Source organism: Billgrantia endophytica (assembly GCF_002879615.1).
Taxonomy (GTDB): Bacteria; Pseudomonadota; Gammaproteobacteria; order Pseudomonadales; family Halomonadaceae; genus Halomonas; species Halomonas endophytica.
The window spans coordinates 150958-167091 of record NZ_PNRF01000027.1 but is presented as its reverse complement, the minus strand read 5'-3'; the positions used below and the strand labels follow the sequence as shown (position 1 = coordinate 167091).

Below are 16134 nucleotides of genomic sequence, written 5' to 3'. Positions count from 1 at the left end.
CCACGTCAGACTTCGACGCAGCAGCGAGCCCTGATCGACAGGGCTCGCCGGGTGCCGTTATCCCATCAGACTGTTGATGAATACCAGCAACACGCCCAGTGGCGCCACATAGCGACCCACGATGTGCCACAGCTGCTCCGAGCCTCCCGACAGGTTCAACTCGTCTGCCACGCTCCTGCGGTCCAGGCACCAGGCCACGAAGACGATCGCACCCAGACCGGTCAAGGGAAGCAGAATCCTGCTGGTAAAGGTGTCCAGGAAATCGAACACATTGAGCCCGAACATGATCGGGACAGGCCAGATGTTGAACGACATCAGCGCTGCAATGCCCAATACCCAGACCGCCATACCACCAGCCAGGGTCGCCATCACGCGGGAGAACGGCGTGCGCTCCTCGACGAACTCCACCACCGGCTCGAGCAGCGAAATGGCAGAGGTCAGAGCGGCGAAGGTCAGCAGCAGGAAGAACGTCAGCCCCAGCAATGCACCGCCGGTCATGTTGCCGAAGGCCAGCGGCAGGGTGACGAAGATCAGCCCTGGCCCCTCGCTGGCGCTCAGGCCATTGGCGAAGACAATGGGGAAGATCGCCAGGCCGGCCAGCAGCGCGATGCCGGTATCGAGGATGATCACCGTGCGGGCGGTGCCCAGCAGCTTGACGTCCTCGCCGAGGTAGGAGCCATAGGCCATCATGATACCCATGCCCAGCGACAGGGTGAAGAAGGCCTGGCCCATGGCCGCCAGCACCACATCACCGGATAGCGCGCTCCAGTCGGGGCGGAACATGAAGGCAAGCGTCTCGCCGAAATACCCGGTGGTCATGCCGTAGCCGACCAGCACCAGCAGCAATACCACCAGCGCCGGCATCATGATGCGGGCCGCGCTTTCCAGACCCTTGGTTACCCCACGCGCCACGATCCATACCACCAGAACCATGAAGGCGGTATGCCACAGCAACAGCAGGCCCGGATTACCCAGCAGCCCATCGAAGGTGGCGGCGACGCCATCGGCATCCTGGCCGGTGAAGGTGCCGATGACCGAGCCCAGCGTGTAGGAGAGCGACCAGCCGCCGATGACACTATAGAAGGAAAGGATCAGGAAAGCGGCAACGACACCGCTGGCGCCGACCAGGGCCCACGCCTTGGGATGGCCGTTCTTGCTGGCCAGCTCCGACATGGCGTTGATGGGATTCTTCTGGCCACGCCTGCCAATCAGCCATTCGGCGACCAGCACGGGGAGGCCGACCACGGCCACACAGGCCAGGTAGACCAGCACGAAGGCGGCACCCCCATTGTCGCCAACCAGATAGGAAAAGCGCCAGATGTTCCCCAACCCCACCGCCGATCCAGTGGCCGCGAGCACGAAGCCCATTTTCGACGACCATTGTGCATGGACGAGTTTCGACATGAATCACCTGTTGTCGTATATGCGGTTGTTGATATGCCTCATGACGAAAATCGCAGTAGATACGGTGGATTTTCGCAAGGATGACGGCAAATCTATCCGATCATATGCTCCGTGGCTAGTGACGCCCTGTCAAAGCGTGGCTCTATCCCGATCGATCAAGTGTGCGCGTTAGAAAAGGCAGGCCTGACGCTCGCCCGGAAAGGCTCCCAGAGGGGACAACGCATGGCTGCTGGCAACCCGGTCATAGAGGGTGCGTGCGAATTGTGGCGCCCGTCGGTTATCAGCGGTATGCACAAACAAAAAAGGGGTTTTCCCCTGTTTTATCCACAGGCCGAGCCGCTCTATCCATGGTGTGAAGTAGTGTGAATTGATGTCTTCGTCGAGATGACCGATGAACCGTACCAGGGGCTGGTTTCCCGTGGAAATCACGTGTAACGGGCGTCTTGGCTTTTCACTCTGTGCCTGTGCCAGTCCAGGGGAGCCATTTGCCGGGGTCGAGAAGAGCGGGCGCACATCCAGCATGATCCGGTTGGCACCATGAGTTATCAACAGACGGTTCAAAGCGACTTCCGCCGCTCCCTTGTGGAAAAATTCCCGGTGACGCACCTCAACCCCACAGGGAACACCGGCAGGCCAGCGCGATAGCAGCGTTTCCAACTGTGGCAGCTCATCGGACCCGAAATCCCGTGGTAATTGCACCATCAACGGGCCCAGTCTGTCCTGAACTGGCGCCAGGGCGTCAAGGAAGGCATCGAAGGCGGATTCGATACCGGAAAGTCGTCGCTCATGGGTCAGCGCAGAAGGCAGCTTGAAGCAGAACCGGAAGTCGGGGGGCGCCTGGCGTGCCCAGGCCGCGACCGTTTCCTGCCGCGGCGCGCCACTGTAGAAGGTGGTGTTGCCTTCCACCGCGGAAAAGACACGCGCATAGTCGGGTAGCCACCCCTCATGTCCTGCGTGAGGGGGGTACAGGGAACCGCGCCACTCGGTATTGGCCCACATAGGCAAGCCCAGATACATTTTTGACATTTTTGCTACACTTCCATGACAAAAAGAATAGGTAGTGCCGATCAGCGAGTGGCAGCATAGCGCCTTTCACGCCTGCCGAAATAGAAAGGAAGCGTCATCCCGACGCCGAGCGACTGCATGGAGATGACCCTGAATCTGACCCTGTTCGAGCGTATCAACGCTGCACCCGATATCGGAACCGGATGGCTGCTGGTGGCGGAATTCTGTGCCGTCTATCTGATCTGGATGATCCCGGCGCTCCTGGTGGCCGGATGGCTACGCGGCAGTGACCGGTTGAAACAACCCCTGCTCGAGGCCTTTATGGCCACCCTGCTCGCCTTGGCGGTGAGCTGGCTGATCGGCATGTTCTGGCCGATGCCGCGTCCGTTCATGGTGCCGGTAGGCCAGCACTTCCTCGAACACGCCCCGACATCTGCCTTTCCCAGTAATCACATGACCATCATGCTGACCATGGCCTTCAGTCTCTGGCTGCATGAGGGCACCCGTCGCATCGGACGCTATCTGCTGTTGCTGGCGCTACCGGTGGCCTGGGCACGGGTCTTCCTTGGCGTGCATTTCCCACAGGATATGCTGGGCGCTGCCCTGCTGGCCGCCTCAATGGCGTTGGCCGTCGGCGCCAACCGCAATTGGCTGGTACTTCCCTTCTACCATCGCGTTGCCAGGCGACTCTACCATCTGCTGTTTGCACCGCTGATTGCACGCGGCTGGGTGCAGCGCTGAGCCCTGCCGGGGCTCAGCGAACTGTCCAGGGAGAATACGACGCGACGAGCCATGCGCCATGCCGACCCGGATCTCACTCGACGGTAACCGATTTGGCCAGGTTACGGGGCTGATCCACGTCGGTTCCCTTGAGCACAGCCACGTGATAGCTAAGCAGTTGTAGCGGTATGGTGTAGAGAATCGGGGCCAGCGCGTCATGAATATGCGGCAGCCGAAGCACCCGGACGCCCTCTTCCTCGTCCAGGCCGACACTTTCATCGGCGAAAACGAACAATTCACCACCACGTGCCCGCACTTCCTGCAGATTGGATTTCAACTTGCCGAGCAATTCGTTGTTTGGCGCCACTGAAATGACCGGCATGTCACTGTCCACCAGTGCCAGCGGGCCGTGCTTCAACTCACCCGCCGGGTAGGCTTCGGCATGGATATAGGAAATTTCCTTCAATTTCAGTGCACCCTCGAGTGCAATGGGAAAATGCGCCCCACGACCCAGGAACAGGGCATGCTGCTTCTCGGCAAACGCCATCGACAGCGCTTCGATCCCACCATCCAGTGCCAGGACCTGGCTGACCAGACGCGGCAGCCCACGCAGCGCAGAAACCAGTTCCGTCTGGGTGTCGTTCGATAGCCCCCTGACTCGGCCCAGCGCCAGGGTCAGCAGCATCAGGCCGACCAGTTGCGTGGTAAAAGCCTTGGTCGAGGCAACACCGATCTCGGGGCCAGCCTGGGTCATCAGGGTCAGGTCGGATTCACGCACCAGCGAGCTGCCCGGAACGTTGCAGATCGCCAGGCTGCCCAGATAGCCCTGTTCGTGAGCAAAGCGTAACGCCGCTAGAGTATCGGCAGTCTCGCCGGACTGGGAAAGCGTCACGAACAGGGTGTTTTCAGGTACCACCACCGCCCGGTAGCGATACTCCGACGCCACCTCCACCTGCACCGGAACGCCGGCGTAGCGCTCCAGCCAATAGCGCGCCACCATGCCGGCATGAAAACTGGTACCACAAGCCACGATATGGATCTGCTGTACGCGTGCGAACAGGGCTTCGGCCTCGGGACCGAAGCTTTCCACCAGTACGCTATGTTCACCCAGCCGCCCCTCCAGGGCCGCGGCGATGACCGCTGGCTGCTCGAAGATCTCCTTGAGCATGAAGTGGCGGTAGTCGCCCTTGCTGGCCACCCCGTCGCCGTGCTCGAACGTATGGACGGTGTACTCGACGGGCTGGCCATTGTCGTCGAACACCTCGATGACACCACCCTTGGAAAGACGCACCACGTCGCCTTCCTGCAGATAGATGAAGCGATCGGTGACCTGCAGCAATGCAAGGGGGTCAGAGCCCAGGAAGGCCTCGTCGATCCCCACTCCCACCACCAGCGGGCTCCCCTTGCGGGCTCCGATGATCACATCGGGCTCATCGGCATGCATCACGGCCAGGGCATAGGCGCCTTCCAGTTTAGCCAGCACCCGCCGGGCCGCGACCAGCAGTCCATCGCCCTTTCGGTATTCCCGGTCCATGAGGTGTGCGACGACTTCGGTATCGGTTTGTGACTCGAACTCGTAGCCGATATCGCGGAGGTCGTCGCGAAGTGTCTCGTGATTCTCGATGATACCGTTGTGCACCACGGCCAGCCGCTCACCCGAATGATGAGGGTGTGCATTGGCTTCACTGGGCTTGCCATGGGTGGCCCAGCGGGTGTGGGCGATGCCGCAGCTTCCCTCAAGCGGTTCGCTCTCGAGCCGCGCCTCGAGAGCGGCCACCTTGCCCAGGGCTCGGCATCGCTGCAGTCTCCCCGACGAGAGCACAGCCATGCCGGCCGAATCATAGCCCCGATATTCCAGGCGTTTGAGTCCCTCGAGCAGGATGCCTTGCACATTGCGCTGGGCAACGGCGCCAACGATTCCACACATGGACGATTCCCTCAGTAATCTCGGCTCAATGGTCGGTTTTCTTGTTCGGTCGAGACCAGTCGGTCTTGTTGATCTGCCGCCCCCGGGAAACGGCCAGTGCGTTGTCGGCCACATCCTTGTTGATCGTCGACCCAGCCCCCACGGTAGCACCGCTACCGATACTGACCGGTGCCACCAGGGCAGTGTTGGAACCGATGAAGGCGTTATCGCCGATCTCGGTACAGTGCTTGTTGGCACCGTCATAGTTACAGGTAATGGTACCGGCGCCCACGTTCACGTCACGCCCCAGGCGGGCATCGCCCACGTAGCTGAGGTGATTGATCTTGCTGCCCTCTCCCACCTCGACGTTCTTGGTCTCGACGAAATTGCCCACCTTGGCCCCCACCGCCAGCCGCGAGCCCGGCCGCAGCCGGGCAAAGGGTCCGATGCGATTTCGCCCTGCCGCCACGGCACCGTCGATCATGCTGTGGGGCTCGATCACCGAACCGGCACCGATATGGCTGTCACGGATCACGCAGTGGGCGCCGATGCGCACTCCCACGCCCAGCTCGACGTCACCTTCGAAGACGCAGCCCACATCGATCTCGACGTCGTGGCCACAGGTCAGGTTGCCGCGGACGTCGAAGCGTGCCGGGTCGAGCAGCGCGACACCCCGGGCCATCAATTGCTCGGCGATTCTTGCCTGGTGGGCGCGTTCGAGCCTGGCCATCTGCACACGGTCGTTGATCCCCTCCACTTCCAGGGCGTGAGAGGGGTGGGCGGTAGCGATCGCCACACCCTCGCCGGCAGCCATGGCGATCACATCGGTCAGGTAGTACTCGCCCTGGGCATTGTCCGCGGACAGCCGAGGCAACCAGCGCTGCAGTTGCGAAGCCGTCATGGCCATGATGCCGGTGTTGCATTCGTCAATGCCGAGTTCGCTTTCGCTGGCGTCCTTCTGCTCGACGATGGCCACCACATCGCCATCGTCATCACGCAGAATTCGGCCATATCCGCCGGGATCGTCCAGGGTCACGGTGAGCAGCGCCATGCGTGACTCGCTGACCTCTGCCAGCAGCTTGGACAAGGTTTCGCGACGGATCAATGGCACATCGCCATAGAGCACCAGGACCTTGCCCCGGCCCAGTGAATCGAGGGTTTGCGCAACAGCGTGTCCGGTGCCCTTCTGCTCGGCCTGCAGGGCAAAGCGCACCGGATAATCACCCAGCGCTTCCCTTACACGGTCCGCCCCGTGGCCCACCACCACATGCAATCTGTCTGCCTCGAGCCCCTGGGCCGTATCGAGCACATGGCGCACCATCGACTTGCCGGCCAGGCGGTGCAACACCTTGGGCAGGTCCGAGCGCATCCGCGTTCCTTGCCCGGCGGCCAGAATCACCACATCGAGGGACATCATGACTCCTTTTGTCCTTGGTCTTTTTTCGCTTGTCGTTACAGTCTAATAGGTTCGTCAGCCCGAGCCGAGACTGGATTTCACTCATTACATCTCACTGGACCTCGAGCCCGAGCTCTTCCATCACCGATTCACCGAAGTGGTCGGCAAAGGCGGGCGAGACCACGCTTGTCCACCCCGTATCCTCGCGTATCAGTATCAACACCTTGAGGTCCTGCCGTCGGGCCAGGGCCAGGCCTGCTTCATCACCCAGCACCATCATCGCCGTGGCCCAGGCGTCCGCCCAGGCGTTGGAGGGATGGGCCACGGTCACGGAAGCCAGGCGGTGTTCGATAGGTCGACCGGTACGCGGGTCGATGGTATGCGAGTAGCGCTGGCCATCCACTTCGAAATAGTTGCGGTAGTCACCGGAAGAAGCCACCGAAATATCGTGCAACGGCAGGATATGGGTCGCTTCCTGGCGATCATCCAGGGGTGCCTCGATACCGATGCGCCAGGGCTGGCCCTCGCGGTCACGGTAACCTCGAACGATCAGGTCGCCGCCCAGGTTGACCATGTAGTGCTCGATGCCCTCACCGGTGAGATAGGCTGCCACTCGGTCCGTAGCATGCCCCTTGGCCACGCCACCCAGGTCGACGAAGACATCCCGCAGCCTCCGGGCCTGGAGTTCGTTCTCATCCAGTTCGATGCTGTCCGGGCCCACCTCGGCCAGGCGCTCGGCCAGCACATTCTCATTCGGCGTTTCGCGGGGCTGCGCCTCGGAGCCGAAACTCCACAGGTTGACCAGACTGCCAATCGTGACATCGAAGGCGCCATCGCTGGCATCGGCCACCGACTGGCTGATGGCCAAGACCTCGATCAACTCATCGGAAAGTGGTTGCCAATCGTCTACCGGAGACTGGTTGAAGGCCACCAGCTCCGAATCGTCGCGGTAGATCGACATGGCAGCGTCAACGTCCTCGAGCACTTCGATAACGCCTTCTTCGAGCCGGTTGGCTTCACTCTGGGTAAGCGGATCGACAATGGTGATCTGATAGAAGGAACCGAAGATCGCACCGTCCAGGCGAACCGGTGAGTCCAGAGGGCGTTCACTCTCCGAACAGCCGGACATCAGCATGCCCAGAAGCAAAGAGCCCAGCACTGCAGGCCGAAAGAACAGGTTCATGACAAAGGAAACTCCCATAAGGCAACGTCACGGCTACCAGAAGACCCACAGTAGCCACAGACCCAGAATGATGCGATAGACCACGAAGGGCTGCATTCCGATCCGTTTTATGAACGCCAGAAAGTAATGAATGCAGAGATAGGCACTAACGCCGGACAACAATACCCCAGCGGACAGTGCCGCCCAATCGATGGCGGCTGGTTCGCTGACCAGGCCAACGATTTCCAGGCCGGCGGCCAGGGAGATGACCGGTATCGATAACAGGAAGGAGAAGCGTGCCGCCCCCTCGCGGCTCATTCCCATCAGCAGCGCCGCCGTGATGGTGATACCAGAGCGTGAGGTGCCGGGAATCAAGGCCAGCGCCTGGGCCCCGCCGATCAGTAATGCGTCCTTCAAGGTAAGCTGGTACTCACTTCGGCCGGAACGGCGGCGCCAGTCAGCATAGCTCAGCAACAAGCCGAAACCGATCAACCCCAGGCCGATGATGATTGGCGAACGCATGCCCGATTCAATCGCATCGTGGAAGATGAAGCCGATGACACACACCGGAATGGTCGCCAGCAATACCCACCAGGCCAGCCGGGCGTCCGGGTCACTGAGCGCTCCGATCAGGGAGCCAGCCCTCCAGGAACCGGCCCAACTGATGCTCATCCGAACCAGTTCATGGCGAAAATAGAGGATGACCGCCAGCAGGCTACCGAGGTGTACCGCGACATCGAACACCAGACCCTGATCGTTCCAGCCGGTGAACACCGGCACCAGAATCAGGTGCGCCGAGCTTGAAACCGGCAGGAATTCGGTCAGACCCTGGATGAGGGAGAGAAAAACGATCTGTAGCCAATCCATTGTGGCGATCCTCTGACAGCGAAGAGCACTGCCGTGTCGGTAACGGTCGATTGACAACGATGCATATCGGCGGACGCGAAAAGGATACACGCCCGGATGTGACTTGTCCGCTGCGTTACGATGTCAGTTTCAGTCACTACCGGAGATAGACCGGATTCTCTACCTGGGCCCGGTCAAGCAGTGTCTATCCGTCAGGTGGCTTCACCTGACGTAGCGGGAGTGCGAAACTCCATGAGGGGACGGTTTCTTCGATGCTGTCATGAGGCTCACAGCTTGTTGCGATATATTTCACCTCCCGGCTCTGCAGACAAGATGGAGCAACCCGTGAACACGATGTCCGTCAACGACCAGACCCGGCAGGCCAAGCGGGCGACCTATATCGCCGTCTGGTTGGATGGGATGCTGGGCTTCGCCAAGGTCATCATGGGCTCGCTGGTCGGTTCCGCGGCGCTGGTAGCCGATGGTGTTCACTCCTTCTCGGACCTCATTACCGATGGTTTCGTGCTGGCCGCCACCCATTACGGTCGCCAGGGACCGGACCACGATCACCACTATGGCCATGGACGCATCGAGACCCTGGCCACTCTGCTGCTGGGCAGCGTGCTGATCTTCGTGGCCGGGGCCATCGCCTGGTCCAGCCTGCAACGCCTGCTCACCGGCACCCAGATCCCGGCGCCCGGCATCTGGGCCATGCTGCTGGCCCTGGCCGCCCTGCTCATCAAGGAAGCCCTGTTCCGCTACACCATGCGAGTGGCCAAACGGGTGCAATCTCGCCTGCTCGAGGCCAATGCCTGGCATTCCCGTTCTGACGTGCTTTCCACCGCCGTGGTGCTGGTTGCGCTGCTTGGTGCCCAGTTCGGTGCCGGCTGGCTGGATGCCGTTGCCGCGGTCATCGTCGGCCTGCTGGTCGGCAAGGTGGGTTGGGATCTGCTCTGGGAGTCGGCACGGGAACTGGTCGATACCGCCCTGCCGAAAGACGCGCAGCAGCAGATGCACGAGATGGCCTGCAGCGTGCCCGGCGTAGAAGGGGTGCATGACCTGCGTACCCGTCAATCCGCCGGCCGGGCAATGGTCGACCTGCATGTCGTGGTGGCATCGCGAATCAGCGTGTCGGAGGCCCATGAGATCGGCAATGAGGTCAGTCGACGCCTGCGCCGAAGCTACCCCGCTCTCAGCGACGTCACCTTCCATATCGACCCGGAGAACGATGAGGGCGAAGGCGACCCCAGCCGTTTCCCCGGCCTGCCGCTGCGTCCCGAAGTGGAACAGGCTCTGGCAGAGCGCTGGTCGCCGCTGGCCTGCTGGCCACACGTCGTGGGTTATCGGCTTCACTACCTGGACGGGAAGATTACCGTGGTGGTATTCGTCGACGAAGCGCTGGAGACGTCGGTGGCAGCCCGGCTTCCCGAACGTCTTGCTGAACGGGCGAGCGACCTGCCCTGGCTGGGCGGGGTCGAAGCGGAGAAAGCCCTGGGTTGATCCGGCTGGTAGCCCCAGCAGTTGACACCCTGGCATCGATCCCGGAGGGTATGCTTCCCCCGCCAGTCACTTTCGAAGGAGACCCCATGGCCGCAGAGATGATCAAGCCTGCCGTCCTGCTCATCGCCATTCCCTTCTCCATTCTGCTGTCGGTCATCCTGGTTGTGGTGATTCGCTCATGGCTCAAGGACAGGAAGTGACAACCGGCACCGTACCAGGGCGAACCGTAACGCTTTCCAGGGTCCGACAGCCAAAGAGCGATCAAAGTCCCGTCAGTATCGCCGTTGCGATGCTGAAATAGATCACCACGCCGCAGGCATCGATGACGGTCGTCACCAGCGGCGCCGAGGCAGTAGCCGGGTCCCAGCCCACCCGGTTGAGCACGAACGGCAGGCACATTCCCAGCAGACTGCCGAACAGTACGATCGTCACCATGCTCATGGCCACCACCATGGCGACCGCCTCACCGCCACGCATCACACCGATGGGTGCCACGGCCAGCGCCATGGTCAGTCCCAGGGCTCCCGCCACCAGGAGCTCACGACCGAGCAGCTTGCTCCAGTCCTTTACCCCCACGTCGCCGGTGGCCATACCACGCACCATCAGGGTGGCGGCCTGAGCTCCGGCATTGCCACCACTGCCAATCAACAACGGCAGGAAGAACACCAGCGCCACCTGGGCAGCGATGGTGTCCTCGAAATAGGCGATGCCGGCACCGGAAAAGAGGTTGGCAAAAACCAGTAGTACCAGCCAGGTCACCCGCTTGCGATAGAGACTCCAGATCGGGACCCGGCTGACCCCATCCTCCAGCTGGCCGATGGACATCCCCTTGTGGAAATCCTCGGTCGCCTCGGATTCCGCCACGTCCATGGCATCATCGTGTGTCACTATGCCCACCAGCCGCTCATCGTGGTCGGTGACCGGCATGGCCAGCAGGTCATAACGGGATATCAGTCGGGCGACCTCTTCCTGCTCCTCGTCCACCTGGGTGCTGATCACGTCCTTGATCATCAAATCATCGACCTGTGCCCCGGGCCTTGCCACCATCAGTTGACGCAGCGACATGGTGCCCGCCAGTCGACCATCCGAATCGATGATATAAAGCTGATAGACGGTCTCGGCGTCCGGAGCGGTCTGGCGCACCCGCATCATCGCCTGGGATACCGTCATGCCGCTGGGAATCGCCACGTAGTCCGAGGTCATGATCGCCCCGGCGGTGCCCTCCTCGTAGCTCGCCAGGCGCTTGAGATCCTCCCGTTCCTGACGTGCCATGCGACGCAACAAGGTTTCGCGTCTGTCTTCACCCAGCAGATTGAACAGGTCGGCCCGCTCATCCGACCCCATTTCCTCGAGTATCGAAAGCAGCATGTCGTCGGAGATGGCCTCGGCGATCTCCAGCTGCTCATCCCCCGGCAGGTAGCCGAGAACATTGGCACGACGCTCGATGGGGAGGCAGTCCAGCAGCCTCAGCACGAGGGGGATATTGGCTTCCTCCTCGACAATTTCCTCGAGTATTTCCGCCAGATCGGCGGCACGCAGTTCCGGCAGCAACTCGTCGAGGCGCTCATTCTCCTCATTGTGGAGCGCCTCCAGCAGAGTGTCCTTCTGATCCTGCAGAGTTTCATTCAGTGACATGGGCATCTCCTGGCGCCGCCACGAAAGACGATGACTATCACGGGGCGTATGAGGGCGGTTCGGGAGCGACCCGGCGCCATGGGCGCATCATACCAGAGACGAAAACGCCCCTCGAACAGTGTTCGAGGGGCGTTTTACACGGCAAGGACCAGAATCAGCCCTTACCGCCCTTCTTGCGCAGCTGTTGTATCGTACGCAGCTGGGCCACGGCTTCGGCAAGCTCGGCGGCGGCACGGGTGTAATCCAGCTCCGCGGACTTGTCATTGAATGCCTTCAGCGCCTGCTGACGGGCCTCCTCGGCGGCGGCCTCGTCGAGGTCGCCGGCCCGAGAAGCCGCATCGGCCAGGATGGTGACCACGTCCGGCTGCACTTCCAGGAAGCCGCCGGAGACGTAGAAGTTCTCTTCCGCGCCACCGTCGTGGATCACCCGAATCGGACCTGGCTGAAGCTCGGTCAGCAGCGGGGCGTGCCCGGGCAGGATGCCCAGGTCGCCCATCATGCCGGAAGCGACGAGCTGCTCGATTTCACCCGAGAAGATCGCCTCTTCGGCGCTGACGATGTTGCACTTGAAGCTGTTCGCCATAGCGAAGTCCCCCTGGTGGACGGCCTTACTTCATCTGGTTGGCTTTCTCGACGGCCTCGTCAATGCTGCCCACCATGTAGAAGGCCTGCTCCGGCAGATCGTCGTATTCGCCACCAAGAATACCCTGGAAACCACGAATGGTGTCCTTCAGCGACACGTACTTGCCCGGGGAGCCGGTGAACACCTCGGCAACGAAGAACGGCTGCGACAGGAAGCGCTGGATCTTCCGCGCCCGGGATACGGCCAGCTTGTCCTCGTCGGACAGCTCGTCCATGCCCAGGATCGCGATGATGTCCTTGAGCTCCTTGTAGCGCTGCAGCACGTTCTGCACACCGCGAGCGGTGTCGTAGTGCTCTTCACCGACGACCAGCGGATCCAACTGACGCGAGGTGGAGTCCAGCGGATCGATGGCCGGGTAGATACCCAGCTCGGCGATGGAGCGCGCCAGTACCACTGTCGCGTCCAGGTGCGAGAAGGTGGTCGCCGGCGACGGGTCGGTCAGGTCATCCGCCGGTACGTATACCGCCTGTACGGACGTGATCGAGCCAGTCTTGGTGGAGGTGATGCGCTCCTGAAGGACCCCCATCTCCTCGGCCAGGGTCGGCTGGTAGCCTACCGCGGAAGGCATGCGGCCCAGCAGTGCGGACACTTCGGTACCGGCCAGGGTATAGCGGTAGATGTTGTCGACGAACAGCAGCACGTCACGACCTTCATCGCGGAACTTCTCGGCGATGGTCAGGCCGGTCAGGGCCACGCGCAGACGGTTGCCCGGCGGCTCGTTCATCTGACCGTAGACCAGCGATACCTTGTCGATAACGTTGGATTCGGTCATCTCGTGAAAGAAGTCGTTACCCTCACGGGTACGCTCACCGACACCGGCGAACACGGAGTAACCGCTGTGCTCGGTGGCGATGTTACGGATCAACTCCATCATGTTGACCGTCTTGCCCACGCCGGCGCCGCCGAACAGGCCGACCTTGCCGCCCTTGGCGAACGGGCAGACCAGATCGATGACCTTGATGCCGGTCTCGAGCAGCTCGTTGGAAGCGGCCTGCTCGGCATAGGTCGGTGGCTTGCGGTGGATCGGCATGCGCTCCTGTTCACCAATGTCACCCGCTTCATCGATCGGCTCGCCGAGCACGTTCATGATGCGACCCAGTGTTTCCTTGCCCACGGGCACGGAAATGGCGGCACCGGTGTTGGTGACCTCCATACCACGCTTGAGCCCCTCGGTGGAGCCCATGGCGATGGTGCGCACCACGCCGTCGCCCAGCTGCTGCTGGGTTTCGAGCACTGTCTCGGCAGTCGAGACCTTCAGCGCGTCGTAGACCTTGGGAACATCGTCCCGCGGAAACTCTACGTCAATCACCGCGCCGATGATTTGTACGATACGTCCGCTCATCTTGGTTCCTCTCAAATACCTGAAAATGAAACCTGCATGCCGGGAGGGCGAACCCTCCCCTGGCGCTATACGGCGGCGGCGCCACCGACGATCTCGGAGATTTCCTGGGTGATGGCGGCCTGACGGGCCTTGTTGTACACCATCTCCAGGTCGTCGATCAGACCGCCGGCATTGTCAGTGGCGCTCTTCATCGCGATCATCCGCGCTGCCTGTTCGCAGGCGCCATTCTCGACCACCGACTGATAGACCTGCGATTCGATGAAACGAACCAGCAGGCTATCGAGCAGCGCCTTGGCATCCGGCTCATACAGGTAGTCCCAGCTTCCGGGACGCTTGTTGTCTTCATCATGCGTATCCGCTCCCATATCGGGAGACAGGGGCAGTACCTGCCTGACCACCGGCTTCTGCGTCATGGTGTTGACGAACTCGTTGTACACCACGAACAGCCGATCCAGGCGCCCCTCGTCATACGCATCCAGCATGACCTTGACGCTACCGATCAGATCCTCGACCTCGGGCGACTCACCCAGCCCGCTCTTCGCCGCCACCAGGTTGCCCCCGTAGCTGCGGAAGAAGCCGCTGGCCTTGCTGCCCAGGGCGCAGAAATCGAGCTCCGCGCCCTTGTCGCGCCATGCCTTGGCATCCCTGAGAACGACCTTGAACAGGTTGACGTTCAGGCCGCCGCACAGGCCGCGGTCGGTGGAGACCACGATATAGCCGACCCGTTGTACGTCGCGTTCGATCATGTAGTCGTGGCGGTACTCGGGGTTGGCGTCGGCAATATGGCTCACGACGTTGCGGATCTGACGGGCGTAAGGCTGGCTGGCCCTCATCAGATCTTGTGCCTTACGCATCTTCGATGCAGCGACCATTTCCATGGCGCTGGTGATCTTCTGCGTATTCTTGATGCTCCCGATCTGGGTGCGTATCTCTTTTGCAGCTGCCATAGCGATCTACCTCGTTCTTGACCCTCAGAAGATGTCCAGGGCCCACCCTCCAGGGGGTGGGCCGGCGGCATTTACCAGCTCTGAGTGGCCTTGAACTTCTCGAGACCCGACTTCAAGCCTTCCTGGATCTCCTTGCTGTAGTCGCCAGTCTGGTTGATCTGGTCGAGCAGCTCGGCATGTTCGGACTTCATGTAGTCGTGCAGGGCACGCTCGAAGTCCAGGACCTTGCTGACATCGACATCATCCAGGAAGCCTTCGTTGGCGGCATACAGGGACACCCCCATCTCGGCCACGGAGAGCGGCGAATACTGCTTCTGCTTCATCAGCTCGGTGACACGCTGGCCGTGCTCCAGCTGCTTGCGGGTCGCTTCGTCCAGGTCGGAAGCGAACTGCGAGAAGGCTGCCAGCTCGCGGTACTGGGCCAGTGCCAGACGCACACCGCCGCCCAGCTTCTTGATGATCTTGGTCTGGGCCGCCCCCCCCACCCGCGATACCGAGAGACCGGCATTGATGGCCGGGCGGACACCCGAGTTGAACAGGTCGGTCTCGAGGAAGATCTGACCGTCGGTGATCGAGATCACGTTGGTCGGAACGAACGCCGAGACGTCGCCGCCCTGGGTCTCGATGATCGGCAGCGCGGTCAGCGAGCCGGTCTTTCCCTTCACTTCACCGTTGGTGAACTTCTCGACGTACTCGGGATTGACGCGAGCGGCACGCTCGAGCAGGCGCGAGTGGAGATAGAAGACGTCGCCCGGATAGGCTTCGCGGCCCGGCGGACGACGCAGCAGCAGGGAGACCTGACGGTAGGCCCACGCCTGCTTGGTCAGATCGTCATAGACGATCAGGGCGTCTTCGCCACGGTCGCGGAAGTACTCTCCCATGGTGCAGCCGGCATAGGGAGCCAGGAACTGCATCGGGGCCGGATCGGCAGCGCCGGCGGCAACCACGATGGTGTGATCCATGGCGCCATGTTCTTCGAGCTTGCGCACCACGTTGGCAATGGTCGACTGCTTCTGACCGATGGCGACGTAGATACAGGTGACGCCCTTGCCCTTCTGGTTGATGATGGCGTCGACGGCGATCGCCGACTTACCGATCTGGCGGTCGCCGATGATCAGCTCACGCTGGCCGCGGCCGATCGGCACCATGGCGTCGATCGACTTGAGGCCGGTCTGGATCGGCTCATCGACCGACTGACGAGTGATGACGCCCGGGGCGACCTTTTCCACCGCGTCCGTCATCTTGGCGCTGATATCGCCCTTGCCGTCGATGGGGTTGCCCAGCGGATCGACGACGCGGCCAATCAGTTCGGGGCCGACCGGCACCTCGAGGATGCGACCGGTACAGCTGGCGGTCATGCCCTCTTCGAGCTGCAGGTAGTCGCCAAGTACCACGGCACCCACGGAGTCGCGCTCCAGGTTGAGTACCATGCCGTAGATACTGCCGGGGAATTCGATCATTTCGCCGAACATCGCATCCTCGAGGCCGTGAATTTTCACGATGCCGTCGGAGACGCTGACGATGGTGCCCTGATTACGGGCTTCGGATGCGACATCCAGCTTTTCGATACGCTGCTTGATGATGTCGCTGATCTCGGAAGGATTCAGTTGCTGCATGCCATGTCCCTC

General features: G+C 61.6%; 13 protein-coding genes. 2 read left to right on the top strand and 11 right to left on the bottom strand.

Translation table 11 applies throughout. From position 1 onward, the window contains the following. Window positions 1-57: 57 nt before the first annotated feature. Together C1H69_RS12835 and C1H69_RS12830 are read right to left on the bottom strand one after the other, a co-directional pair. Entirely contained in the window at window positions 58-1404 is a 1347-nt protein-coding gene (locus C1H69_RS12835; RefSeq protein ID WP_102653798.1) for a sodium-dependent transporter, read from the bottom strand. A 168-nt stretch (window positions 1405-1572) separates the two neighbouring features. Then, window positions 1573-2430, bottom strand: coding sequence for a DUF72 domain-containing protein (locus tag C1H69_RS12830; protein ID WP_102653797.1), 858 nt, complete (start codon window positions 2428-2430; stop codon window positions 1573-1575). Between the two features lie 117 nt (window positions 2431-2547). On the opposite strand from C1H69_RS12830, the gene C1H69_RS12825 reads away from it, so the two are divergent. Continuing rightward, the gene (locus tag C1H69_RS12825; RefSeq protein ID WP_102653796.1) at window positions 2548-3150 is read left to right on the top strand and encodes an undecaprenyl-diphosphatase; all 603 of its coding nucleotides are present in this window, start codon (window positions 2548-2550) and stop codon (window positions 3148-3150) included. 73 nt (window positions 3151-3223) lie between these two features. Here the strand turns inward: C1H69_RS12825 and glmS are convergent, their stop codons facing one another. The 4 genes from glmS to C1H69_RS12805 all read right to left on the bottom strand — a co-directional run bounded on the left by glmS (window position 3224) and on the right by C1H69_RS12805 (window position 8460). Next, window positions 3224-5056: a glutamine--fructose-6-phosphate transaminase (isomerizing) gene (gene glmS / locus C1H69_RS12820; RefSeq protein ID WP_102653795.1), complete on the bottom strand. Its 1833-nt coding sequence runs from the start codon at window positions 5054-5056 to the stop codon at window positions 3224-3226. A 25-nt stretch (window positions 5057-5081) separates the two neighbouring features. Next, the gene (gene glmU, locus C1H69_RS12815) at window positions 5082-6452 is read right to left on the bottom strand and encodes a bifunctional UDP-N-acetylglucosamine diphosphorylase/glucosamine-1-phosphate N-acetyltransferase GlmU (protein ID WP_165789473.1); all 1371 of its coding nucleotides are present in this window, start codon (window positions 6450-6452) and stop codon (window positions 5082-5084) included. Window positions 6453-6543: 91 nt separating this feature from the next. Continuing rightward, window positions 6544-7614 (bottom strand): FAD:protein FMN transferase, encoded by a 1071-nt coding sequence (locus C1H69_RS12810; protein ID WP_102653793.1) that lies wholly within the window; start codon window positions 7612-7614, stop codon window positions 6544-6546. A gap of 33 nt (window positions 7615-7647) precedes the next feature. Next, a complete protein-coding gene (locus C1H69_RS12805; protein WP_102653792.1) occupies window positions 7648-8460 on the bottom strand; it encodes an undecaprenyl-diphosphate phosphatase in 813 nt (270 codons plus the stop codon). Between the two features lie 312 nt (window positions 8461-8772). Between C1H69_RS12805 and C1H69_RS12800 the strand changes: the two genes are divergently transcribed. Then, on the top strand, window positions 8773-9939 hold the full coding sequence (locus tag C1H69_RS12800) for a cation diffusion facilitator family transporter (protein ID WP_102653791.1): 1167 nt from the start codon (window positions 8773-8775) through the stop codon (window positions 9937-9939). Between the two features lie 261 nt (window positions 9940-10200). Here C1H69_RS12800 and mgtE read toward each other — a convergent pair whose 3' ends face one another. The 5 genes from mgtE to atpA form a co-directional block, all read right to left on the bottom strand. Further along, window positions 10201-11574, bottom strand: a complete 1374-nt coding sequence (gene mgtE, locus C1H69_RS12795; protein ID WP_102653790.1) for a magnesium transporter — start codon at window positions 11572-11574, stop codon at window positions 10201-10203. A 154-nt stretch (window positions 11575-11728) separates the two neighbouring features. After that, window positions 11729-12157, bottom strand: coding sequence for a F0F1 ATP synthase subunit epsilon (locus C1H69_RS12790; RefSeq protein ID WP_102653789.1), 429 nt, complete (start codon window positions 12155-12157; stop codon window positions 11729-11731). Between the two features lie 25 nt (window positions 12158-12182). Further along, window positions 12183-13559, bottom strand: coding sequence for a F0F1 ATP synthase subunit beta (atpD, locus tag C1H69_RS12785; RefSeq protein WP_102653788.1), 1377 nt, complete (start codon window positions 13557-13559; stop codon window positions 12183-12185). A 65-nt stretch (window positions 13560-13624) separates the two neighbouring features. Further along, window positions 13625-14506, bottom strand: a complete 882-nt coding sequence (gene atpG / locus C1H69_RS12780) for a F0F1 ATP synthase subunit gamma (RefSeq protein WP_102653787.1) — start codon at window positions 14504-14506, stop codon at window positions 13625-13627. A 71-nt stretch (window positions 14507-14577) separates the two neighbouring features. After that, window positions 14578-16122 carry a F0F1 ATP synthase subunit alpha gene (gene atpA, locus C1H69_RS12775; protein ID WP_102653786.1) on the bottom strand — a complete coding sequence of 515 codons (1545 nt, stop codon included), beginning with the start codon at window positions 16120-16122 and terminating at the stop codon, window positions 14578-14580. Between the last annotated feature and the right edge of the window lie 12 nt (window positions 16123-16134).